The organism is Peribacillus sp. GL_122 (assembly GCF_057835005.1).
On sequence record NZ_CM174415.1, the window covers coordinates 5,457,095 to 5,482,250 of the forward strand.

Genomic DNA, 25,156 nt, shown 5'->3' on the forward strand with positions numbered 1-25,156 from the left:
CATCTTTTTTCTGCTTCTTATGCTTTGGAATCAAACATACCCATGCCGATTTTCGCCGTTTTCCTAACCGAATCCCCGTAATTCAGATTCTGGTTCTGCGGCCTTAGAATATCCAAAGAGACATTGATGAATTGAAGGGACTGATAGATCAATTGCTGATTTAAACCGTTCCTCTCCTTCAGCTTTGACACTTCTTCAATCAATTCCGCTTTTAGCATTGCAAGGACTTCCGTTTCTTCAGGTCCTGTCAGCTCCGTTACGGTATGGATGGAGGCAGGCTGTCCCACCGTTCCATTGGCTGCAAGAAATTCCTCGACTGCCCTTTCTCTTTCCTTATCCGTTTGACTGATGGCTTTAATATGCTTTTGTTCCGAAATCAGCAGGGCAGTAATCGCCTCGGTATCATTTGCTTTCAAAATGGCCGTTTTCCTTATCGCCAATTGATTGAAGCTTTTATGAAGCTTGATCAATTTTTCAAGCGATCCGATGATGTTCCGTGCAGACATTTTCCTGCCTCCTCCGCTCATAAATGAAGGACGGAAAATGGCTCCGTCCACTTCATTCAAGCTTTTTCATTGAAAATTCATTTCCGGTAAAAATCGATGAGACCCTTAGCCGTTGCTTGTGCATTCAATTTATAATTTCCTTTTTCAACTTGGATTTTCAATTCGTCCACTTTTGCTTGTCTTGCAGCAAGAATCGGAGATGATTGCTGCATTTCTTTTGCCGCTGAAGAAATTTCAACTTTATCCGAGGATTTGACCTTGGATTCTTGTATATTCCCCGTTTTATTGGCTTGTAGTTTATAAGGGTTAACACCTGTCATACCGACGTTATTGATTTTCATATTCCAGATCCTCTCCTTCGGTCGATTTTATAAATCCCATTGATTCCTAACACATGAAAATGGCTCTGGACTGTGTTATTCTCCCTATCTTCATTATCGACAAGGTTTGGATTTCTTTAATTGTTTCCTGTAATCTTTCCTTCGACACCCATTGTCGAATATTGTTCTCAATATCGAATATTTTAACAAATGCCGCATCATGATTCCATGATTTATCCTTTTTGATCATCCTTCATGTAGTACGTATTTTTTTTATCATTTCCTTGAATTTCAGTAAGGCGCTTTTCCTCATTTTCAAATGCCCGCAAACCCGATCGCAGTGAATCGCCGCATTTGCCGCATAACCTTCCGCTCTTGATGTTAGTTCCGCACCTTTCACATGGAATTCCTAGATTGGGAAACTGCACCAGCTTTCCGGTTCTCACAAATTTAATTAATAACGTTTCTTCAACGCCGGTGTCCGTAACCACCTGCATCATGGACGCCGTTCTATTTATTTTTTTGCGAATATATGCATACACTTTATCATATTGGGCTTCTTCTTTATAACAGGCATCGCATACATCCCGGAATTTCGTCATAACGAATAACGAATTACAGTTTGGACAGTTGAATACTTCCATCGAGTTCCCTCCTTCACCATCACAGCGATTATTCTTTAGTGTATATATCGAATAATCCCGGCGATACTTTAGGGATGTTCATTAAAATAAGCTGTTTCACCTAGCCAAGGTGATGGATGATACTTCTTTGGCCCCAGCCGTTATCAATGCTTTCGCTGCATGCCTGAGAGTTGTGCCTGTCGTGTAAATGTCATCAATGACCAAAATTGATTTATGCTCCAGCAAATCAGATTGCATCACCTGAAAAACCTGCGGCAATGAGATCCTCTCCTGCCGTGATTTTTTTGATTGTTTTTCCGTATGGATTCTTGTCAAAGTCTCAACCGTGTGAAGTCCAATCAGATCTGCCAAAGCCTGCCCTTGGTTGAATCCCCGCTCCCTAAGCCGTTCATGACTAAGCGGGATGGCCGTTACCAGGTCAAATTCCATGTCCTTTAACCTTTCTTTCAAAAAAGGAGCGAAAACCTCAGTTAATGCATAATCCCCCCGGTACTTATATTTAGCAATGATATCTTTTAAGTATTCATTGTAATGAAATAGCGATATGTTCTTCGACAAATAGCCTCCCCATTCCCCGTCCCTTTCCCATCTTGAACAATCCAGACAGAGGCCACTGGTTATATATTCCCTGTCCAACTGCCTTGAGCACATTGTACACGTCTCTCCGGTAATCCTATTAAGTTTCCCCTCACATCCATCGCAGATTACCCTTGCCTCGGCCCGCTTAAGCAAGCTCCTCCATGTCAATGCCTGCTTCATTCCCTCATCACAAACAAGACATCTATTCATCGAGCAGCCCCCTTTTCATGGCATCTTTATTCATCATTTGTATATGGTGAACCGCCTCGACCATCGCTTTACTTTTACCGTAATGAAAAAAGGTGATCGTCCCGGCAGGGTTAGCAAGGCTTCTCCCTACCCTGCCGGCAATCTGAACGAGGGCACTTTCAGAAAACACTTCATGTTCAGCACCAATCACGGCTACTTCCAACCGATCAATTGTCACGCCGCGTTCCAGGATGGTCGTTGTCAGTAATCCCGGAATCATTCCATTCCTTAGTGCCATTACCTTTTCCTTTCGATCAGGGTGCCGGGAGTGGACAATCGATAATTTTGGGGACAGTCTTTGGAACAGCGGAATGGCCTGCTCCATCACTTGAATGCTTGGAAAAAACAATAGGAAGGGGATGTTCTGCTTAAGGCGTTCACTTACCCATCCATTAATTGCGGGGGGAATCTTTTGTTGAAGAAATAGTTTTTGCCAATTGCCGCTCCACTTCATTCCAGGGACAGGAATTGGCTGTCGATGATAACGGGCCGGGATTATGACGGCTTTCAATTTACCGCTTCGGTATTGCCGCTGCATCCGTTTCGAAGGTGTGGCGGTCAAGTAGATGGTCGCCGCAGAAACCTTTTTCGATTTATTAACCGCATAATGCAGCGAATCATCAATTGAGTAGGGAAACGCATCGACTTCATCAACGATGATGACATCGAAAGCTTCATTAAAACGGAAAAGCTGATGTGTCGTGGTAACTGTCAGTGGCGAAAAGCCATGTCTATCTGCACTGCCGGCGTAGAGGGTCATGACGTCAATGGCGGGAAAGGCTTTTTTTAACCTTGGGAAGAGTTCGAGAACGACATCGGTCCTTGGTGTTGCCAAACAAATCCGTTTCCCGGCATGCAAGGCTGCCTCAATCGCCGGAAATAGGACCTCCGTCTTCCCTGCCCCGCATACAGCCCATACCAGGAATTCATCTTTTCCGTTCACGGCTTCAACGACACAGTCGGAGGCATTTTGTTGACCTGCCGATAAAGTGCCTGCCCACCTCATAACATTTTCAGGAATCGTAAACTGAATGCCGGGCCCGGTCCACCTATAAAGCTTTGCACATTCACTGACCCGTCCCATCATGATGCATGAGCGGCAGTATGTGCAATCTTGATTGCAAATCTTGCAAGGGAATGTATAAAACAACGTTTGATCTTTGTTACCGCAGCGTACACAGTTAAAACTGCTGTTCCCCGATTGCACGCCGCAAGTTTCCGAGACATACCCATTCTTGAGGTGCTCTGCGAGAAGTTCTTGGGAGAAGGGGATTTCGAAGGCCAAAAGGTGTTTTCCGGTGAGATGGTTCTGAAGTTCCGGGGAATAAGGGGGGGGAAATGCTCATGTTTTTCAAACTGCAACCTCCATTTCTTGATAAATTACACTCCTCCTTATCATTCGCTTTTTACTCCCGGATTCCTTTTTGCTCCATAAAAAAACGCCTTACACTTAGTAAAGGCGTCACAGCTTAAATTTTATACCAGCCCATCCCCATTGAACCTTCGCCCAGATGCGTTCCGATTACTGGACCGAAGTAGCTGATGTCGAACTCGACATTTGGGAATCGGGCTTCAAGTTCGGCTTTCCAGTCTTTAGCTTCACTTTCCCGTTTTGCATGAATGATGACGGCTTTATATTTCTCGCCGCTCGACGCGTCTTCCCCAAGTAAATCGGCAATCCTTTTCATCGCTTTTTTTCTTGTACGGATTTTTTCGAATGGGACGATGACTTTATCAACAAAATGGAGGACAGGCTTCACTTGAAGCAAACTGCCAATCAATGCTTGGGCACTGCTTAAGCGGCCGCCGCGCTGCAGATGGGATAGGTCATCTGCCATGAAGTAGGCCCTTACCGATGGTTTCATTTCTTCGAGCCTTGCCATGATTTCTTCTGCACCCTTACCATCAAGTGCCATTTTTGCCGCCTCGATCACGTAAAACCCCTGTACCATGCAGCTGATTTCCGAATCAAAGGCATGAACCCTAATTCCCTCGACCATTTCACCTGCAGATACCGCTCCTTGATACGTTCCGCTGATGCCGCTCGATAAATGAATGGAAATAACATCATCATATTCTTTCTGCAGTTCCTCGAACTTCTCGACAAACTTCCCGATTGGAGGCTGTGAAGTGGTCGGCAATTTCTCCTGCATCTTTACTTCCTCATAAAACTCATCCGCAGTTATATCAACTTCCTCCTGGTAAGCTTCATTGGAAAAAATGACATTAAGCGGCATCATATGTATATGTAAACGATCACGTATTTCCTTAGGTATATATGCAGTGCTATCTGTTACGACTGCGGTTTTCATAATAGTACCATCCTTATAAAAATTTACTCTGTATCATATTCACCATTTTATCTGAAAATGCCCTTATTTGCATTAAATAGCCTTCTGCATTACCAAAAATATGAAACCGAGAATTTGAATCGAGTCATCCATTCAAAAAAAATCCAGCCCTTCAGCACGCATTGCGGTATCTGAAGAGCCGGACTTATCGAACGCTTTAATTACTTCACTTCCACCCAGCCATTTTTAATAGCTAGTACAACCGCTTGTGTACGGTCATTCACATTCATCTTCTGAAGAATGTTACTCACATGGTTCTTGACTGTTTTTTCACTGATATATAGAGTTTCGCCGATGGCCCGGTTGCTTTTCCCGTCCGCTAGAAGTTGAAGCACTTCACATTCGCGTCGAGTCAATAGGTGTAGCGGCCTCCTGATTTCTATCGTATGTACGGAATCACGATCAGCACCCTCTTCAGCTGCTAAGCGGCGATATTCTTTAACTAAATTATGGGTCACCTTTGGATGAAGGTATGAGCCGCCTTCAGCGACTACACGCACAGCATCAATCAACGCATCTGCGTCCATTTCTTTCAAAAGATAACCTTGTGCTCCTGTTTTCAATGCGTGCTGCACGTAGTTTTCATCATCATGAATGGAAAGGATGATGACTTTTGTTTCAGGGTAACGGTTCACGAGCATTTTTGTTGCTTCGATCCCATTCATGTTCGGCATGTTGATATCCATTATAACAACATCAGGTTTATGTGTTTCAACGAGGTCCATAGCTTCGCTTCCGTCATCACCCTCGGCAACAACATCAAAGGATGATTCAAAATCTAATATGCGCTTTACGCCTTCACGGAAAAGCTGATGGTCATCGATAATGATGATACTAGTCTTCAACGGCTTCTTCCTCCTAATTTCTATTTAATATGTTTATTCTCTATTATTTATAAATGGTAGGGAACTTGTATAAATACCAAAGTGCCTGCCCCCGGTTGTGAATCGATCGTCATTTCACCTTCCAGCAGCTCGACTCTTTCCCTCATTCCTACCAAGCCAAATGAACCTTCTTTTTGAATCGAAGAGTCAAACCCCTTTCCATCATCTTTGACGACGACGGTCACCATCTCCTTGGAAATGGACAGTTTAACTTGAATCTGTTTTGGATCCGCATGCTTCAATGAATTTTGTACAGCCTCTTGAACCAGCCTGAATAAAGCGACCTCCATATCGGAAGGAAGCCTTTTGACCTGTCCAAGGTTGACGAAATTCAGATTCACGCCATTATTATAGTCTTCGGTCGTTTGCAGGTACTTTCTGAGGGTAGGTACAAGGCCTAAATCATCAAGCGCCATAGGACGAAGGTCATAGATGATCCTGCGCACTTCATATAAAGCATTCCTTACCATGACCTTTAAACTGCGGATTTCCACTAACGCTTCATCAGGACCTCTCTCCCGTTGCACTCGTTCTATCAAGTCTGAGCGCATCATGACGTTTGCCAGCATTTGCGCAGGACCATCATGAATCTCACGTGAGAGCTTTTTACGTTCCTGCTCCTGGGCTTCGATTATTTTCAGGCCGAAGTCCTGTTTGCGTTTCGCTTCTTGAAGGGCTTCCCCCACAAATTTAAGATCCTGTGTCAAATAATTCTGTACTACCGATATTTGCGAAACGAGATGCACCGCTTTATCGATCGTCTGCTGTAGACCCCTTAACCTTAACTCAAGCTCATCCCGGCGATTACGGAGCTCTTTCTCCAATTGCCGGTTAATTTGTAAATCGACTTGCAGCTTATGTGCCCTTTCATAAGCATCGCGCACCTGTTCTTCAGAAAAATGGTTGAAGTGCATACTGACTTCTGAAAGCCTTTTTCGAGCAAACCTGGCTTTTGCATCCAATGCATCGCTGTCGGTTATCACAATGGCAACCCTGATTTTCACATCATCAAGCTCTTTTGATAATGACTCGAAATCCTTTCGGCATTGTTCGCCGATATCAAAGACTTCATCCTTACTCTCACTAACAGTGCTCACCATTGTTTCTAAGATCTTGTCCAATGCTTTAGCATCAACCTTTTTTATGGACATTAAGATCCCTCCACTTAAATCAAAAGACTTAAACAATTTATTGTCTTAAAGACTATGTATATGGAAAAAAGTTCTTTCCCTTTTTCATGAATGGTTAAATTTCAGGTAAATTTTGTATGAAGTAACCTTCATGAACATATTGTACCAAAAAATGATTAAAAATACGTTAATTCCCTTTTATGATTTCCATAAAATGTACCTATTTACTATACATCTCATATTCCCGGCCATTAAGTCTGCCTATTAAAGGCAGTAAGCCATTTCAATTATCCTAATACAAAATATCCTTTTCAATCAAATGAGATATTCCGCTCCATTGATTATCATATGAAATAGATGCATTTATTAAATGGCAAAATCCCTGAAATGAGAGGACGCGTTAAAGTAAAGCCAGGATAATGGCACAGAACTTTTGTTTTTCCAACAATGTTATTCTTTTAAGCATATATGACCAGCTAATAACAATAACAGGCAATGAAATTAATTATAACACGTACAGCTTTTTCTAATATTAAAGTTTCTTTACACATGCGGTATGTAAATGAATCGTCATTGCCACTTTTTCCGCAAAGCCTTATAATAAATCAACTAATAGGAAGTACGAAGGTGGAATAGTTATGCTCACTCAATATTTAACGGTGGCAGGTCGCGGCGAACATGAAATCGTCATTGAAAAATCCCGTTTTATTTCCCACATCGCCCGAGTTGAAACCGAAGATGCCGCACAGGCCTTTATCCAGGAAATCAAGAAAAAGCACAAAGATGCTACACATAATTGTTCCGCTTATATGATCGGGGAACAAAATCAAATCCAAAAAGCCCTCGATGATGGGGAACCGAGCGGAACGGCAGGCGTCCCTATCCTGGAAGTGCTTAAGAAAAAAGAACTGAAAGACACCGCTGTTGTTGTCACACGATATTTTGGCGGCATCAAACTTGGTGCTGGCGGTCTTATTCGCGCTTACAGCAAAGCGACTTCAGAAGGAATAAATACCACTGGTGTGGTCGTAAGAAAACTAATGCGGGTCATTTCGACAACCGTCGACTATACCTGGCTAGGAAAATTGGAAAACGAATTGCGATCTTCCATTTATCAAATAAAGGAAATTCAGTACCTTGATCAGGTCAATATCCTTGTATATGTTGAGGAAACACAAAAAGAGACATATACCGCTTGGATTACAGAGCTGACAAATGGTCAAGGCCATATCACTGAGGAAGAAATGCTTTATTTGGAAGAGGAATTCGCCTGATAAACTCCTGCATATTTTTCCTTTTTTATGCTGTAATATAATTGAAAAGAAATATTTATTTTACGAAATTATTAAATCATTGTAAAATTAGGTGTAATATATGACGAAATATAAACTGCAGGATTCGAAAAATAGCGATATATGTCTGATGTTCGTTATTTAAAAGGAGAATAAAAAGATGTCTACTACTAGGCGTGTTTATAAAATTAAAAAAACAAAGAAAAAAAGGCGAAAGAGGCTTTGGTTATTGCTTGTTCCCCTGCTGGTACTTGGTCTGGGAGCTTCTACGTATGCTGCAACCCTGTATATGAAAGCCCAGAATGTATTCAGTGATTCTTATGACCCTGTGGAAGCATCAGCAAAGCGAGATGCAGCGATCGACCCGCTCGAAGATAATTTCTCGATCCTTTTCATAGGAATCGATGATAGTAAGGACCGTGACTTAAAAGGAAATTCCCGCTCGGATGCTTTAATGCTGGCCACATTCAATAAAGATCAAAAATCTATCAAACTATTAAGCATTCCACGTGATTCCTATGTGTACGTGCCAGCCAAAGGCGTAACCACGAAAATCAACGCGGCCCACGCAGCCGGCGGGCCAAAAGCGACGATGGACACCGTAGAGGAGTTATTCGATATCCCTGTCGATTATTATGTTCGCATGAACTTTAATGCTTTCATCGATGTCGTAGATTCATTGGATGGTATCGAAGTCGACGTCCCTTATGAAATTAATGAAATCGATTCACATGACAAGAAGAATGCCATCCATCTCGAAGAAGGATTACAGACCGTTGATGGTGAAGAAGCATTAGCGTTTGCACGGACACGTAAAAAGGACAGTGATATCCAACGTGGTGAGCGTCAGCAGGAAGTCCTAAGAGCCATCATTGCCAAAGCAACCTCTGCCGGATCACTGACGAAATATACAGACGTAATGGAAGCTGTCGGTGACAATATGACAACGAACCTTCAATTCTCACAAATGAAAGGTTTCATAAAATATGTAACGACCGATAAAGGACTCAATCTTGAAACCATCAAACTTGAAGGTCAGGATTCTACCATTAACGGAACCTATTATTATCAGCTGAACGATACATCAGTAGCGAACACTAAGCTGTTGCTTCAATCCCACTTGAACCTGGGACCGAATGAAGGCAATCAAACCGAAGCCGCTCAATCACAAACACAAGAATAAAGTGAAACCCCCACTCATAGTGGGGGTTTCCTTTTTGAAGCGTTCGCCTCCATATAGCTTAACTTATATGAAATGACATGCTTCACAGACAGCCTTAAATGATCCACACTCAACACAACAAAAAAAGCCACCAACCGTTATTTAAACGGTTGGTGGCTTTTCATATATACACTAGCAAATTTAGCTAATCTAGTAATCTATTTCCAAAACAATCATGGCTTGTTTTTAAAGTTGAGCATCTTCAGCAACGGCTGATAGTTTGAATTGACCAAACCAATTTTCTCCACAAAAATTTCTATGATCAGCAGGAGTCCCGTTACAAGGATCAAAGCTCCCCACACCGTTGCAAATTGAAAGATTATTGCCGCTAAGCCAAAGCAAGCAGCTAAAGCGTAAATGAGCAAGACAGTCTGCTTATGAGTGAATCCCAAGTTTATCAAACAGTGATGTAAATGGGATTTATCAGCAGCCGAGATCGGCTGTTTATTGACGACCCTGCGGATAATCGCGAAAAATGTATCCGAAATGGGAACACCCAAAATGATGATCGGTACGATCAATGAAATCATCGTAACGTTTTTAAACCCTTGCAGGGACAGAACGGCAATGATGTAACCTAAGAATAATGCGCCTGTATCTCCCATGAAAATCTTTGCCGGATGAAAGTTATATTTCAAAAAGCCAAGAGTGCTACCAATCACGATCAATGCTACCATAGCAACAAATAGGTCCCCTTTAATAAGGGCCATAGTTGCAATTGTCACTAATGCGATCGTTGAGACACCGCCTGCGAGACCATCCAGTCCATCTATTAGGTTGATTGCATTAATGATGCCGACAATCCACAAAATTGTGATCGGTATACTTAAAACACCAAATTCAAGTGTATCGATAAAGAACGGTAAATTGATGAATTCCACTTCAAGACCGCCCCATAATACGATAATGAGGGCCGCTAAAACCTGGCCCAGGAATTTGGGTGCAGCTCTTAATTCAAAAATATCATCAGCCATCCCGATCAAAATGATGACAAGGGCTCCCACCAGAAGAGGCAGCTGCTTCCAGAAATTAAAATAATTCATGAAAGGCAAGAAGGTAATGAAAAAACTCAAAAATATAGCTAAACCGCCCATGCGCGGCATAATTTTACTATGCACTTTTCGCTCATTCGGTTTATCGGTAGCTCCTAATTTAAAGGCCAGCTTTCCGACAAAAGGAGTCAAAAAAATGGATAATAAAAAGGATACCAACAAGGCCCCTATTAACATCAGGAACGACATCAAAAACCACCTCAATTCAACTAAAAATCTAATACCGGTAACGATCTATAAGAAAACCTATATATAAATGCTTATTTTAATTTTTCATCCTCAAATAAACATTATATACGTTATTGGCTAAAATCTCTATAGAAAAGTTGTTTTTTGCAAATTTTTGTAAATCCGCCCCTATCTTTGTCAGGTTCCCGGATTTTTTTAATTCTAAAGCATTGCAGATGGCCAATTTCAGCTGTTCGACATTGCCGATATCCGTAATCCAGCCCTTGCCCCGATCGGGAATCAATTCCTGTACACCGCCGACATCACTTGTGATTACCGGAAGACCCGACCTTGCTCCTTCAAGTAAAACCAGTGGAAAACTTTCGCTTAATGAAGTCAATAATGTGATGTCCCCTAACGGGTAGATTCGTTCTAAATCTTCACGATACCCTAAAAAGTGCACATGATCGGATAATCCCTTTTCCGAGACCATCTCTTCCAGAGCGGATTTCCTGCTCCCGTCCCCTGCAAGCAACAGCTTTACATGGGGGAATTCCGATACCACTTCACTTAATGCCGCTAAAGCAAATTCATGACCTTTCACCGATTCAAGCCTTGCAGGCATGATGACGATGAAATCATCCTTTCCAAACCCGAAATCTTCTCTTTGAAACGGGAAAGGCAATTCCTTTTCAAAGTCAATTCCGTTTAGGATCTTTGTTATTTTTGACGAATGGATTCCTTGGTCAATCAAGTCCTGCTTAAAGCGGTCGGAAACTGCCAGTATATGATCGGCATATTGAAATGACCTTACATGAAGGCCCGTAAACAACTTTCCTTTTACACCCTGCCCCAAAAAGTCATGATGGGGTGAACTGTGAACAGTAAGAAGCCACGGGCATTTAACGAGGCGCTTTATGAAGGCACCATATATATTCGCCCGCGGACCATGTGTATGGATGATGTCTATATTATTTAGACGGATAAAGTCCCTTAAAGGTTTCAAAATTGAAAGGTCATATTTGGAATGTTGCTTGAAAAGTTCAGTTTGTATCCCGGAAGACATGGCCCGTCGGTATAGTTCACCATCTTCAAATACACCAAGCAAACACTCCTCTTTATTCAATTGGTTCAGTAAGGACATAATATGAAACATTCCGCCGCCAGTTTCATTCCCAGCGTTTAAGTGCAAGATCCTCATCCAGTCCACTCCTTATGTTCAGGAACGCTGCACCGTTTTCCTTAACCGCCTAACCTTTAAAACGAATCTTGGCAGCGCAAGCATCCGTTTCCACCGCGAAGGTTGCTGGATCAGTCGGTACAACCATTCAAGACGCATCTTTTGCCAGAAAACAGGGGCACGGTTCACCTTTCCCGCAAGGACATCAAAGCTTCCCCCAACTCCCATGAATAACCCCTTATTGAATAGCCCATAGTGCTTGGAAACCCATTTTTCCTGCCTAGGGAACCCTAATGCAGTCAAAATGATGTCAGGTTCAAGTTCCGCTATCGACTTAGGCAGGGCATCATCCTTTATATCAATGTAACCATGGTTGTATCCCACCAACTCGAGACCCGGGTATGATTCTTTTACTTTCAGGGCCGCGGCTTCAATCACGCTTTCCTCCGCTCCAAGCAGGTATACCTTCAGCGCTTTTTTATCAGCAACCCGAAATAATTCATTCATCAAGTCGAATCCAGTAATCCGCTCTTGTAAAGGTTGATTTAGCCATTTAGAGGCCATAATAATACCAACGCCATCCGGAGTGATGTAATCAGCCGATATAATGATGTCTTTATAATCCTGATGTTCATTTGCATACTCAACTATTTCCGGATTTGCCGTAACGATAAACGTTTTTTCCTGATTCATCAATCTTGGATAGATCATTCCATTCATGAATTCATCCATATTGCTATCAATGAATGGTATGGATAGTATCTCAACAAACTTTTCTGTCATTTCACTTCAGCCTTTCATATGTACTATACATCTAAAGGGTGGGGTATTATTCAAGAAATTTTTTCATACACATCATAGAACTTGATTTTTGATTCAAAGGTGGTTAATCAATTGAAGTTTATAGAAAAGCAATCGTTACCCATTCTATTTCTGTGCCTGCTCGTCCCATTGGCAGTGCCTCACCCTATCGCCGGTTACATGGCAACGGCGCTGATGCTCATTTTTATCGGTATAAATAAAAAAAACCTGTTATTAATTCTATTCATTTATTTCCCTGCCCGTCCCTTATTGATGGAACTGAATAGCGGCTTAACCTATACAGGTGACCTGATCATCCTCACCTTATTCATTTCTTTGCTTATTGAAAGATTCAAAAAGAACGAATGGCAATTTTCGAAATATCATTTTACTGCGCCATTTTGGTTGTTTTGTTTAATTGGTGCCGGGGCTGCACTCATAACCGGAGTGGGAATCCTCCCCATCCTATTTGAACTCCGTGCATTGCTTATTACATTCTTGCTTCTTTACATTATCGGTGAATTAAATCTAGAAAGAAAGGATATCTTTCGCTTTTTAAAGGTAATCCTAATATTTACAATCTTACTTTGCCTGCATGGCATGGTGGAGAAAATTTTTTCACGTACGGTCCTGCTTCCCCATGCATGGGAAATGTGGAATCTTTCTCCAACAAACCGAATGAGGATTTATGGAGCACCTGCCAATCCTAATGTATTTGCCTTATTCTTAAGCATCCAGTTATTCCTTAGTTTCTTTCTATTTCAGTCGCTGAAAAAATATAAATGGATCGTCTTCCTGGCAGCCATCCTGCTTTCCGGAACGTTACTGCTTACCTATTCACGGGGAACGATGATTGCATTCGGGTTCTCGGCGCTTGTCTTTATGATATGGACTAGAAATAAACTATTTCTCAAATATGCTGTAGGAGCATTTTGTCTCGGCCTGCTTCTTATTTATTACCCAGTTTTATTTGCATCAAGTAAAGTGGAGGTATCCGCATCGATTCCCATGGAAAATGTGGTAATTGGCAGCACCCCTTCTCCTGAACACGAACATGCCCTCTCCAATCGTTTTTCAGAAATGTTCTCTGATAAAACTCTGCACCAAAGTACGGAATGGGGCCGGTTATATGTCCTAATCAAAGGAATTGAAATTTTCACAGATCACCCGATAATCGGTACCGGGCTAGCAACCTTCGGAGATTCTGCCACACTTTCCTATTCCTCACCAATTTATCAGGAATACCAAATTGGTGAAAGGATGTATACCGATAATCAATATATCCAGATTCTGGTCCAAACTGGTGTACTGGGATTTATTGCAGTTCTTGCATTCATCTTTTTCACCTGCCGTAAAATCCTAAAATCGGGAAATGGCACTTTAGCAGCGTTCACCATCTGCCTGATGTTGGCCGCATTATTAGCAGGACTTTTCTACAATATTCTCGAAGATAAAACGTTTACGCTGATATTTTATAGTTGTTTGGGAATCTGTTTACAGAAGGACATCATTTTAAAGGATTGAAAATATGCCTACTCTTTCACATGTCATTAAATCGGTCGGGCTCGTCACCATTATTGCAGCCATTGGAAAAGTCCTCGGATTCGGGCGGGAATCGATCATAGCCGCCTATTTCGGGGCATCATCTATGGCAGATGTTTTTTTCGTGGCAAGCCTCATACCAACCATTCTTTTTACGGCTCTCGGCAGCGGTCTTCAGGCCGGCGTTATTCCTATTTACTTGGAAAAGAAAGCGGACAATCCGTTGAAAGCTGATGAATTCATCAGTGTTTTAGGCTCTTTCTTCATGCTGGTAGCTGGAGTCTTGACCATTGCCTGCATGATTTTCATAAAGCCGCTCGTCATGTTGACAGCCCCGGGTTTCTCTGATTCCGAGCTTGCCCTGACGGAGTCACTGACCCGGATCATGCTGCCAAGTTTACTATTTTTCACGCTTTCATACATGGCGACGGGGGTCCTGAATGCGAATAAGCGTTTTATTCTGCCGGCACTCACTTCAACTGCACAAAACACGGTCATTATTGCAGCCACTGTATTGTTCGCTGCTCCGTTTGGGATTGAAGGATTGGCTTGGGGGTTTGTATTCGGTGCAGCAAGCCAGTTCCTTATTCAATACCCATCATTGAAGAAATACGGAATCCGGCCCATCGTCGCTTTCCTGCCTCATAAAAGGCAGATCGTTCAAACACTGTACACCTTTTATCCAATCATCATCGCCGCTTTGGCGATCCAGTTGAATAGTGTCGTCGATCGGATTATCGCGACTTCGCTCGAAACAGGGAGCGTATCTGCACTGAACTATGCAAATCGCCTGCTGTGGCTGCCATTAAGCATTGTCCTCACGCCGCTGATTACCGTATTGTATCCTTCAATCGTCGAGCGCGCACTTATAGGTTATCAATCTTTCCTTAATTTGACCTTAAAGGGATTGAAATCGCTATTATTTTTAGCGATTCCGTTCATGGTCGTCATGTTAATCAGCGGAAACAGCTTAATCACTCTGGCTTTCCAACGCGGGGCCTTCGATGCTTCAGCAACCGAGGTGACTTATAGGGCATTCATCTTTTATTCCGCTTGCCTCCCGTTCTTTGCACTGCGGGATTATCTGATGAATGCCTTCTACGCCTTGAAGAAAACGAAAGTGGCCATGTATTCCTGCCTGATTGCCGTATTACTTAACGTCCTGCTCAGCTGGGTCCTATCACGTTATCTCGGCGTCGGCGGAATCGCTTTAGCATCAGGCATTTCCATGCTCCTGCAATCTCTCTACCTTTTCGGCTACCTATGGCTAAAGACAGAAAGAACGGACAAGGCAGCTTTCAGGGATGTTTTTCAGGAAAGCAGCAAGCTTGCCATCATCGGAATCATCATTTACGGACTCGCTCTCTGGATCCATCCGCTTACCATGACGTTGCCCATCATCATGGAATTAGTGATCATCTCGTCTCTGGTATTCGGATTATATCTCGCATTATCCATTCTTTTTAAAGTAAGCAGCCTGCAAGCGATGAAAAGGATCAGATCATCAAAGTAATACATTAGAAGGAGTGCCATTATGAACATTTTAATCACGACGATTTTCAACTACCCTCATGAAGGAGGGCTATCGAGCCATATCACTACGTTAAAAAAGGGTTTAATGTCGCGGGGCCATAATGTGGACATATTATCTTTCTCTCAATTACCACCTTTCAAGAGGAAGATGCTCGCCCAGGCTCCAGGATTTTTATTAAATAAAGTAAAACAGGGGAGCGGCCAGCTTTTCAATGACCGGCAACGCCAAAAATTATTGGCTTCATCTATTAAAGCCATGAAAAAGAACTATGATGTCATAAATGCTCAAGATATTTTCGCAACGCTCGCCTCCATCGAATCCGGGATACCAACGGTGCAAACCGTCCATGGGTATTATTCATTCGAGGCAGTCAGCAGGGGCGCCCTTCTTCCGGATAGTGAAGAAGATTTGATCATTCGGGAGCTGGAAAGAAAAGCTTATCAGTCAGCTGCAAAAGTGGTGACGGTCGATCAAAGGATCAAAGACTATATAAATCATTTGGCACATATAGAGGCGGATACGATCAAGAACTTCATTGACGTGTCTGCTTTCAAACCGGAAATGGCAAAGCGGGAGCAAACTCGCCGGGACTTTCAAATACCCCTGCATAAAAAGATGCTTTTCGTTCCGAGAAGAATGACGGAAAAGAACGGTGTCATCTACCCGCTCCTTGCTCTGCCGGAGGTGCTGGAAAATCATCATGAAACGGTATTGGTCTATGCAGGTACAGGAGAACAGCGAAGCCGTCTTGAGGAAACGGCAGCCAGGCTCCAAATATCTGATTCCGTACTTTTCCTGGGTTCAGTGCCGTTCGAGAAAATGCATAATCTCTATGAAGCATCGGACATCGTACTCATCCCAAGCGTTCATTCCCACGGGGTGGAAGAAGCGACTTCCATTTCTGCATTAGAAGCGATGAGTTGCCGCTCACCCGTCATTGCAAGCGCAATTGGAGGTTTAAAAGAGATTCTCATTGATGGTGAAGACGGTTTGTTAGTGGAGGAAAAAAATAAGGAAGCACTTGCACAAGCCATCTCCATTCTGCTTAAAGACACTGCTTATGCAACAAAGTTAGCTGCGAAAGCAAGATATAAAATGGAAAGCGAATACTCCCACCTTTCAGCTGCCGAGCGGTTTGAGAAAGCTTATGATGAAGTGCTGAACTAAAAAAAGCAGACCCGAAGCCCGGGTCTGCTTTTCACTTTCATACCAGTGCGGAACTACGCCTTTTCATTTGTTCTTCACGGTATTTTTTCTGTTCTTGTTTAGACATGGCGTTATATTCTTTTAAGAATGCTTCATATTGCGGCATTACCTCGTTCATGGCACCGTATGCCTTTAACTCTCCATATTCAAGCCATAAAGCCTTTTGGCAAAATTTCTTCATCTGACCGATTGAATGGCTGACAAAGAACATCGTTTTGCCTTTTTCCTTAAATTCGTTCATTTTCTCCAAACACTTTTCAGCAAAGTTTTTATCCCCGACTGATAAGGCTTCATCAATAATCAGGATATCTGGATCAATATGCACGGAAATGGAAAAACCAAGCCTGGACTTCATGCCGCTTGAATAAGATTTCACCGGTTGGTCAATGAACTTGCCTAGCTCTGAAAACTCGATGATCTCAGGCTCAAGTTCTTTGATCTGATTTTTGTCGAATCCGAGCATCAGCATTTTCAGTTCGATGTTTTCTCTGCCCGTCAACTGATTATTCAGTCCCGATGCAACGGCAATCAAAGCCGTTTTCCCGTTGGTTTGGACATTTCCGTCCGTGGGCGGGATAATGCCTGCAATAATATTGGACAATGTGGATTTCCCTGATCCGTTGACCCCGACAAATCCTATTACATCGCCTTTTTCAGCTTCAAAACTTACATTTCTCAGAGCAAAATACTCTTCTCCATAGCTTTTGGGCAAAAGGAGATCCAATAATTTTTCCGAGTTTTTATTATATAATTTATATTTTTTCGTTATATCTTTGACTATTACCGATTTTTCCAACTTTTCTCACTTCCAGTTTACTTAAAGTCAACAAAGCGATCTCTAAACCTGACATGCAGCGAGGAACCTATCAAAAACAAGATGATAACGACTGCCCAGAAATAAAGCGTATATTCCCAATGCTCTATTAGATACCATGATTCCCCCAACAATGAAGCTCGATACCCATCCACAATATAATATAGTGGATTCAGCTTCATGATATTGACTAGAACAGGATGGTCCTTAGCATCCAATACCCAAAGGATTGGTGTTAAATAAAACAAGACTTTCATTAAGGACACGATTATATTATGAACGTCACGAATAATGGTTGATAATGTTGAAGAGATTAACCCAAACGAAAATAACAGCAAGACCGTTGCAACAATATAATACGGCAGTTGCAAGATATAGACTGTTGGGAGGTATCCAGTAAAACCTAATAGGATGATGATGACTCCCAGCAGCATTAAATGCTGATACAACTTGGCAAAGATGACATACGAAGGGATGACACTCATCGGAAAGCTCATCTTGGATACCATATTCAGTCGGGAAAAGACGGATTTGGACGTTTGGGTTATTGAAGGGTTCACAAAAAACCAGACAACGATCCCTGCCATTAGCCATGGAAGGAAATTTTCACCGCGATTTAAGATTATAAAGCCGAATACAAACCAATAAATCGCAATCTGTATCATCGGATTGATGATTTCCCATAGGATTCCCAGGTAGTTATTGCTGTTGGCACTTTTCACTTCATAAACAGATAAACGCCTTACCAAATAAAAACTATTGATTTGTTCTTTTAAAACGGTCAAAGCTGAACTCATAAATTACACAGACCTTCCTAAAAACACTTTTTCTACGACACGGCGTGAAGCCTGGCCATCCTCGAGTGCACAAAACCGCGCGTGAAAATGATTGATATCATTGGTATTTTCGTATTTCATCGTCTTGATACTATCAATGACCGCATCAGATGTTTTGACTAATAAACCAGGTGCATTCTTTTCAAAATCAAAGTAAAACCCGCGAAGCTTGTCCCTGTAATTTTCAATATCATATACATAGAAAAGCATCGGACGCCGTAAATTTGCGTAATCAAAGAACACGGATGAATAATCAGTTATTAATAAATCCGAAATAAGATACAAATGACTGATATCCTCGTAACTGGATAAATCATAGGCGAATCCTTGATACGCCGATAAATCCAAGTTCTCTGAAACCAAATAATGAAGACGGAGCAAAATGACATACTCCTCCCCCAATTCCCGTTTCATTCGATCCAGATCCAGTTTTATTTCAAACTTATATTTTCCCTTGCTATAAAACTCATCGTCCCTCCAAGTCGGGGCATATAAAACGATCCTTTTCTCTATTGGTATACCCAACTTCTGTTTCAATGAGTCGATTGTATCACGATTATTCCCATTGTAAAGTATATCATTACGAGGATAACCGGTTTCCAGAATTTTAGAAGTATCGACATTGAAGGCCCGGGCAAAAATTTCACTGGAATAAGCATTCGGTGAAATTAAATAATCCCATTTACTTGATTCGGCATGGAAATTTTCTTTATATTTATCCGTCGTTGTTCCAGGCATATGAACTTCATTCATATCCGCCGCAAGTTTCTTTAATGGAGTACCATGCCACGTTTGCAAATAGATCGTGTGCTTTGGCTTCGGAATCCAAAGCGGGAGCCTGCTGTTCGTTACCCAATAATGGGCCCTTGTCATTTTGAGCAGCCAACTAAACGAAAAACGATTGAGATATGGGATGCCTGCCTCTTCGAAATGAGCTGTATATCTTTTATCTACGCTCCAATACATTTTATATTCAGGATGGTGACTCTGCAAGTATTCATAAATCGCCCGGGGATTGCAGCTATACTGCTTGCCCAAAAAGCTCTCAAAAATAACCAGCTTCCGGTCTACCGGCAATACTGTGCCCGCCATTGCAAAAGCCACTTTATATCCTCTTAAAAAAATTGCTTTAGCCTTATTTTTAACTAGCGATAGAAAGGAAGGTCTCTTTGAGGTTTGTATTTTTTCATTTGACATATCCGATCTCCCTTTTTATTGATTAATGATAATGGAACCATGCTAATAAATCGAATTAAAAATAAGCTCGCCCAATAGAAGGGAGAGCTTATTTTTGGTGTACTTCTAACAGCTACTCCAAAGACTTTATTGCCAGTCCCAAATTATTTGCCACTGTTGTATAAAACTCCACATTTTTCTTATTATATGTCATCTTATTTTTCAGGATTCTTTTAATATTCACCAATTGATAATCATTGTAGCGAATGAACACCGTAAATAACGACTTTTCCATTTTATCAATTTCATCTAATGAAACAGTGAAATGGCCTCTATTACCTTCTATTTGAACTCCGCAATTGATTTCATTGTCAAATCTTGTCCTATCACGTATCAATACAGAATCTATGTTGTCTATATCATCACCATAAATCTCAAAACTTTGGTGGTAGGCATTATCCATAATATAAGAATCCAGTGCACGGGCAAGCATCGGTATCCTGACAAAGCGATATTCATCTTCCAGAAATGGAAGTTCATAATAAGGTAAACCATCTTTTATATGATATTTTTTATTGGAATCTCGCTTTAACCATTCAAACAACTTTATGAAATCATCAATACGATCCTCCATGAATAATTCAAGTGCTAATTTATAAATAGGTACTTTAAATTCATTCTTGAAGTCATATGACAAGTTTTTCGCAGTTTCGACGGCTTCCCCTAATATTTCAATAAAATCTTCTTTTTTCTTGGATTTCACAAAGGTTTGACTGTCGAACGTTTTTACAATATCGTACTCATAAATCCGGTTAAGAGCCACCCTTTTCAATTCAATGGCAATATCCTTGGATTGAATATACTTTATTATGCCAACATCCGCTTTTCTTTTGTCTAACATATTCGTAACACGTGTTAAAGAAGATGAGTTTTCCGAAGTTCTATTGACATAATAAATAGGTTTTTTAGTAGTTGATACAGCTCTAACTTTAAAGAAAACATCAGTAAAAAACCATTTATCTTCACCGAATTTCATATTCGGAAAACCAATTTCATTTTCTTTAACCATATGCAGATTCATCATCCTGGCCGTTGGACCCATATGATAAAAAAAGTGCGGAACATCCATTGGGGTGATGCTTCTTCTTTCTTTAATGGAAGCAAACTCCCCGATCACACTCTCTGACTCAGATTCGACTTTTACCGTTTTGCCCACTACATAATCATCACCGGTTTCCTCCAGTATGTTATAGAGGCTTTCCAGTCCATCATGGGCAAGCCAGTCATCCGCGTCTAAAAAAGTGATATATTTGGATGTTCCCAATTCTATTCCTATGTTTCTCGGGGTCCCAGGTGACCCATTATTTTCTTGAAGGGTAACGGAACAGATATTTTTATATTTAGCCGTATACTCTTGAATGATTTTATTTGTGCCATCAGTCGAACAATCATCAATGATGATATATTCAATCTGATCTATGCCCATGGTTTGATTGATCACTGATTCAATCGTTTTTCTGATGAATTTTTCAGCATTATATGCAGCAGTGACTACTGTGACTTTTTTTCCTTTTCCTAAAAATTTATTTCTTAAGCTTTCAGGACTATTTTTTAATTGAATATTACCGCTTTTTAAAAGTTCCCTCGCTTTTTGACGTACCAAGAAATTCATACGATTCCTCTCTCCTTTTATGTCTAGAGGTAACATAGACGTTTCGACCAGGCAGCCAAATTCACCAGTTACTTAAGCAACAATACCCTTTATTTTAGGAATCAATCATTAAAAAATTTATCCACGATTCTCTGGGTAGCTTTACCATCCTCTATTCCACAATACTTCTCTCTAAATAAACCATATCTTTCTTTATATTGCATGTTTATATCATCAATATTGGTAATAGTTTCGATAATCTCCTCAGTTGTTTTTAAAAATGGACCTGGTGCTTCCTTTTCAAAATCCATATAGAATCCGCGGATGTTATCTCGGTAATCTTCCAAATCATACGTGTAATACAAAATCGGCCGAGCAGTATTAGCAAAATCGAACATTACTGAAGAATAATCCGTAATCAATATATCAGAAATCAGGTAAAGTTCCTGAATATCTGAATAATTGGATACATTTATCACGAAATCCTCAAATTCGCTTGGGATGCTGAGATTATTACTTATAACAACATGCATCCTTAACAACAGGATATATTCATCCCCAAGTTCTTCCTTCATTCTTTCCAAATCAAATTTCAGCTCGAAAACAAATTTATTATTTTTCGAAGTTTGATTATCCCGGAATGTAGGAGCATATAAGATGACTTTTTTTCCTTTTGGTATCTTCAGTTTTTCCATCACTGACTTGGAAATTATTGAAGAATCCTCCCTGTAAAACAAATCATTTCTTGGATATCCCGTTTCCAATATTTCGCCTTCATATTTGAAAGCGCTTCTGAAGGCCTTGGATGCGTATGGACTTGGTGATATTAAATAATCCCAAGTTCTCGTTGCACCATGCACTCGATCTAAGTACCCATCGTCTCTTCCTTGAATATTATCTATATCAAATAGCATTTTTTTCAATGGGGTACCATGCCAAGTCTGAATATAAGTCGTTTCCTTCCTTTTGCTTAAATAGGTAGGGAAGTTTTGATTATTTATCCAATAACCTGCTTTGGCTAAATAATAATAGTATTCCGGACTTAAGCGTTTTATCAGCTTCGTATTCTTTCCTTTTATCGGTAAATTACCATTATACACCCAAACTTTTTTATATTTATTATCCCTTTTGACCAGTTCTTCATAAATATACTTGGGGCTATCGGCGAATTGCTTCCCTATCCCACTCTCAAAAAGAATAAGGTTCCGGTCAACCGGGATAACCCTGGACATGATTTTATAAACTTTTTTCATGACAGGGAAATATTTATCACTTTTCCTAAACCGATTCAAAATGAGTTTGGATATCGGATGGTTATATAATTTAGTTAGTGAATTTTGATCTTTTTCTGCATTTTGAATCACTTCGAATATCCTTGAATTAGAATGGACATCGCGATATTTAATAAAACGGTTGGCCTTGTCCATATACTTCCTCTTCATGACAAAATCAGTATTGGCATATTCGGCTAATACACCTAACAATTCATCCAATTCATCAACGATTTCACCTGGAAGATCGTTATCCAAATCCAAATGTGACGGTCTTTTTCCTATGAAACGGTCTCTATCAAATTGATAGTAGATAACCGGTTTATGCAGGAAACTAAAGTCAAAAGCTACACTTGAATAGTCCGTAATCATTATCGCACTTTCCTTGATTAACCTTTGGACATCCACTTCACCCTGGCTAATTACCCTAACTGGGGCATCCTTAAAATAAGACGTGAATTTCTGCATATTAGGGTGAAGGCAAAAAATGATTTCAAACCCATTGTTTTTAGATAAATCATGTAATACCGGGTGATTCACTAATTTCTGATACCTTTCAAAATACTCGCTTTCCAAAAATATTTCATCGGAAGTAATCCAATCTCTCCATGTTGGAATGATCAATAATTGCCTCTGTGTTGAAACATCATCCTTAAACAGCGAGTCGAACCTCGAAAGTCCCGTCGCGAATACTTCTTTTTCGTTGTAACCAAAATCAGTTACAATCATATCCTTTTCGAAGTCTGAACTTACTAGAAAAACATCCGTACTAAAACCGGAAACTGCATTTTTCCCGTAGTTTGCCACCATATTCTTCGTGCCCATAACACCATGTTGAAGGAAAACCTTAACCCCCTTAACACGATTTTTAAATTCAGATGTCCTTAAAGGATATAAATAATCCGGGTGATGTGATGAAATGATACGTGTCGATTCCATCGTCTTTTTAATATGATCCTTTGACTTGAAATAAAGTACATTTCCAAAGGGCTCGACGTTCTTGGCTTCCACGGAATTTTCTTCTATTACATAATACACTTCTTTTTCTGGATGATTTTCCCTCATATATTTAAAAAAGTGATATCCAGTATCCTGGGCTTTATACGTTCTTTCTCCAACTAGCCAGACATCCTTTTTCTTTTTAAATAAAGTCAGGAATCTCCTCCACCCCATCATCCTTTTTAAATACCGATAACTATCTGTAGAGAAGTTAAACACTTCCAAAGATAAATTGGATGCTTTAAAGGTATAGTAAGGATTGACGATAGCAACTCCATCATTCGAGCTGACATCAGTCTTTTTAGTAAATAATTTAGTTCTGGTGGTTGGTCTTCCGACGCGTACCATTTTCGGCTCTTCCTGATCATGTAAATGTAGTTTCATGTAAATGTCATATACATCATCTTCCAAATCCGCACTGACTAATCGTTCTAGATCCAATATCAAATCATATAGATAACGATTCAGTCCATATTTCTTAATATTCATTTCCTCATTATGAATAAAAGATATATCTGCCTGATATTCTTTGCCACTTTGCCTTCCTCTTACAAGTCCCTCACCTTTTATGATTCTTGAATGCTTGGTGAAAATTTGACCATTAATTTGCATGGTTTTCGACTTGTTTTGGATTTTTTCAATTTGAGACTTAATCGAAATTTTAGGGGCCATATTGAAGTAAAGAGATAAATTCCCTTTATTCGTTATAGAAAATATACTTTGTTTATTTTCATAGGTGTAAATACTCAAATTGTTCACGTACGTTTCCTGAAAACGCCCGAGGCGAATTGGATATTCGATATGAACCTGTTCGTTCACATCTACATATTCAGCTTTATGTTCAATACTAAGTATCGTTTTTTTGCTCAGCTTTTCAACCGGAACGGTAACCTTTATATAACAGTCATATACAGTCGGTTCATCATCTTCCAATTTCCGCATTAAATCTTTCATATCTACTTTAAACTCAAATTTAGATGAGCTCACTGATTCAGCAATTTTTATTTTTTGATCTTCGTTTTCCCTAGAATATAGCCATAGTTCTTTTGCGCAATAATGTTCTATTGAAAATCTCCCTTTTATCAACAGCGTATCTTCCTCTTGCGCAATGGTCAGAACTTGTTTTAGCTTAATTTTAGGAGCTTTTTTTGCTTTCCCTTTTCCAAGAAGCTTTTTAATCATTTTAGACCACCTATAACAAATTATTATTTAAATAAAAATGAATCATTTATTGTACTTTAAAATCATAAACTTTTTTCGGTTTTTCCTCAATATCATTAAACAGACAGGTAAACCTACCATAAATTACCTATAATTCCTCCAATAAACAAAAAAGACAATATTGGTTAGTTCAATGTTGAAAACGAACATACTAAAACTAAAAACATTTCGTAAATATGTACGTCCTTCCATGTTGCCAGAATGGAAAGGGAATAGCAAAAACATGTTTCTTAATTGCAAAGAAGTCTCTTGACATCAAAGTGAACGCTTTCAAAACAGGCCGACTGTTTATACTTGCACTTCATTAATCGGGCTATTAAATGTGAAGCGATAGATTGTGGCCTATATATGACCCATCTATTAACAGGGATTTATGATGCTCCTCTAGTTGTTCTCTCCTAAACGTGGTAAAATTGTGAATGGCTTATTCTGATTGCAGCAAGAATAATGAAATTTTTCTTATCATATCGTTATCGTTCATCAGCTTACTTAAAGTAATTTGATGAACTTATTTTTAAATGCCTTTCA

Annotated in this window: 20 protein-coding genes and 2 pseudogenes; 5 read left to right on the top strand and 17 right to left on the bottom strand. The window is 40.3% G+C overall.

The annotated features are described in order from the left end of the window. Positions 1-17: 17 nt before the first annotated feature. The 9 genes and pseudogenes from AC3ISB_RS26620 to AC3ISB_RS26660 all read right to left on the bottom strand — a co-directional run bounded on the left by AC3ISB_RS26620 (position 18) and on the right by AC3ISB_RS26660 (position 6,684). On the bottom strand, positions 18-506 hold the full coding sequence (locus AC3ISB_RS26620) for a flagellar protein FlgN (protein WP_181762197.1): 489 nt from the start codon (positions 504-506) through the stop codon (positions 18-20). 77 nt (positions 507-583) lie between these two features. Next, on the bottom strand, positions 584-847 hold the full coding sequence (flgM, locus tag AC3ISB_RS26625; RefSeq protein ID WP_098371589.1) for a flagellar biosynthesis anti-sigma factor FlgM: 264 nt from the start codon (positions 845-847) through the stop codon (positions 584-586). Between the two features lie 212 nt (positions 848-1,059). Beyond that, the gene (locus AC3ISB_RS26630) at positions 1,060-1,470 is read right to left on the bottom strand and encodes a TIGR03826 family flagellar region protein (RefSeq protein ID WP_489275039.1); all 411 of its coding nucleotides are present in this window, start codon (positions 1,468-1,470) and stop codon (positions 1,060-1,062) included. Between the two features lie 96 nt (positions 1,471-1,566). After that, entirely contained in the window at positions 1,567-2,259 is a 693-nt protein-coding gene (locus AC3ISB_RS26635) for a ComFC family protein (protein ID WP_489275041.1), read from the bottom strand. Continuing rightward, complete coding sequence (locus AC3ISB_RS26640; RefSeq protein WP_489277033.1) at positions 2,252-3,385, bottom strand: ATP-dependent helicase ComFA; 1,134 nt, start codon at positions 3,383-3,385, stop codon at positions 2,252-2,254. The genes AC3ISB_RS26635 and AC3ISB_RS26640 overlap by 8 nt, the downstream gene beginning before the upstream one ends. Further along, positions 3,362-3,610, bottom strand: a pseudogene (locus AC3ISB_RS26645) (DNA/RNA helicase); the annotation flags it as partial. The pseudogene AC3ISB_RS26645 and the gene AC3ISB_RS26640, both read right to left, overlap by 24 nt. 157 nt (positions 3,611-3,767) lie before the next feature. Then, a complete protein-coding gene (locus AC3ISB_RS26650) occupies positions 3,768-4,610 on the bottom strand; it encodes a DegV family protein (RefSeq protein ID WP_489275042.1) in 843 nt (280 codons plus the stop codon). A 200-nt stretch (positions 4,611-4,810) separates the two neighbouring features. Then, on the bottom strand, positions 4,811-5,494 hold the full coding sequence (locus AC3ISB_RS26655) for a response regulator transcription factor (protein ID WP_098371593.1): 684 nt from the start codon (positions 5,492-5,494) through the stop codon (positions 4,811-4,813). A gap of 47 nt (positions 5,495-5,541) precedes the next feature. Further along, positions 5,542-6,684, bottom strand: coding sequence for a sensor histidine kinase (locus AC3ISB_RS26660; protein ID WP_098371594.1), 1,143 nt, complete (start codon positions 6,682-6,684; stop codon positions 5,542-5,544). Between the two features lie 617 nt (positions 6,685-7,301). Between AC3ISB_RS26660 and AC3ISB_RS26665 the strand changes: the two genes are divergently transcribed. Both AC3ISB_RS26665 and AC3ISB_RS26670 read left to right on the top strand, forming a co-directional pair. Continuing rightward, positions 7,302-7,937: a YigZ family protein gene (locus AC3ISB_RS26665; protein ID WP_098371595.1), complete on the top strand. Its 636-nt coding sequence runs from the start codon at positions 7,302-7,304 to the stop codon at positions 7,935-7,937. Between the two features lie 178 nt (positions 7,938-8,115). Next, on the top strand, positions 8,116-9,138 hold the full coding sequence (locus AC3ISB_RS26670) for an LCP family protein (protein WP_141992783.1): 1,023 nt from the start codon (positions 8,116-8,118) through the stop codon (positions 9,136-9,138). A gap of 212 nt (positions 9,139-9,350) precedes the next feature. Here AC3ISB_RS26670 and AC3ISB_RS26675 read toward each other — a convergent pair whose 3' ends face one another. The 3 genes from AC3ISB_RS26675 to AC3ISB_RS26685 all read right to left on the bottom strand — a co-directional run bounded on the left by AC3ISB_RS26675 (position 9,351) and on the right by AC3ISB_RS26685 (position 12,360). After that, complete coding sequence (locus AC3ISB_RS26675; RefSeq protein ID WP_489277034.1) at positions 9,351-10,406, bottom strand: glycosyltransferase family 4 protein; 1,056 nt, start codon at positions 10,404-10,406, stop codon at positions 9,351-9,353. 88 nt (positions 10,407-10,494) lie between these two features. After that, on the bottom strand, positions 10,495-11,598 hold the full coding sequence (locus AC3ISB_RS26680; RefSeq protein ID WP_489275045.1) for a glycosyltransferase family 4 protein: 1,104 nt from the start codon (positions 11,596-11,598) through the stop codon (positions 10,495-10,497). An 18-nt stretch (positions 11,599-11,616) separates the two neighbouring features. Continuing rightward, positions 11,617-12,360: a WecB/TagA/CpsF family glycosyltransferase gene (locus AC3ISB_RS26685; RefSeq protein WP_489275047.1), complete on the bottom strand. Its 744-nt coding sequence runs from the start codon at positions 12,358-12,360 to the stop codon at positions 11,617-11,619. A 111-nt stretch (positions 12,361-12,471) separates the two neighbouring features. On the opposite strand from AC3ISB_RS26685, the gene AC3ISB_RS26690 reads away from it, so the two are divergent. The 3 genes from AC3ISB_RS26690 to AC3ISB_RS26700 are packed head-to-tail and all read left to right on the top strand — an operon-like array spanning position 12,472 to position 16,621. Continuing rightward, entirely contained in the window at positions 12,472-13,902 is a 1,431-nt protein-coding gene (locus AC3ISB_RS26690; protein WP_480339291.1) for an O-antigen ligase family protein, read from the top strand. 4 nt (positions 13,903-13,906) lie between these two features. Beyond that, the gene (murJ, locus tag AC3ISB_RS26695) at positions 13,907-15,433 is read left to right on the top strand and encodes a murein biosynthesis integral membrane protein MurJ (RefSeq protein ID WP_480339290.1); all 1,527 of its coding nucleotides are present in this window, start codon (positions 13,907-13,909) and stop codon (positions 15,431-15,433) included. Positions 15,434-15,454: 21 nt separating this feature from the next. Beyond that, complete coding sequence (locus AC3ISB_RS26700) at positions 15,455-16,621, top strand: glycosyltransferase family 4 protein (RefSeq protein WP_489275049.1); 1,167 nt, start codon at positions 15,455-15,457, stop codon at positions 16,619-16,621. 37 nt (positions 16,622-16,658) lie between these two features. Here the strand turns inward: AC3ISB_RS26700 and tagH are convergent, their stop codons facing one another. From tagH to AC3ISB_RS26725, 5 genes and pseudogenes are all read right to left on the bottom strand, one after another. Beyond that, positions 16,659-17,456 carry a teichoic acids export ABC transporter ATP-binding subunit TagH gene (gene tagH, locus AC3ISB_RS26705; protein ID WP_098371602.1) on the bottom strand — a complete coding sequence of 266 codons (798 nt, stop codon included), beginning with the start codon at positions 17,454-17,456 and terminating at the stop codon, positions 16,659-16,661. A 17-nt stretch (positions 17,457-17,473) separates the two neighbouring features. Continuing rightward, entirely contained in the window at positions 17,474-18,271 is a 798-nt protein-coding gene (locus AC3ISB_RS26710; protein WP_098371603.1) for an ABC transporter permease, read from the bottom strand. A 3-nt stretch (positions 18,272-18,274) separates the two neighbouring features. Then, a pseudogene (locus AC3ISB_RS26715) lies at positions 18,275-19,480 on the bottom strand (CDP-glycerol glycerophosphotransferase family protein); the annotation flags it as partial. Positions 19,481-19,619: 139 nt separating this feature from the next. Next, positions 19,620-21,158 carry a glycosyltransferase family 2 protein gene (locus tag AC3ISB_RS26720; protein ID WP_489275051.1) on the bottom strand — a complete coding sequence of 513 codons (1,539 nt, stop codon included), beginning with the start codon at positions 21,156-21,158 and terminating at the stop codon, positions 19,620-19,622. A 101-nt stretch (positions 21,159-21,259) separates the two neighbouring features. Then, positions 21,260-24,589 carry a CDP-glycerol glycerophosphotransferase family protein gene (locus tag AC3ISB_RS26725; protein ID WP_489275052.1) on the bottom strand — a complete coding sequence of 1,110 codons (3,330 nt, stop codon included), beginning with the start codon at positions 24,587-24,589 and terminating at the stop codon, positions 21,260-21,262. Between the last annotated feature and the right edge of the window lie 567 nt (positions 24,590-25,156).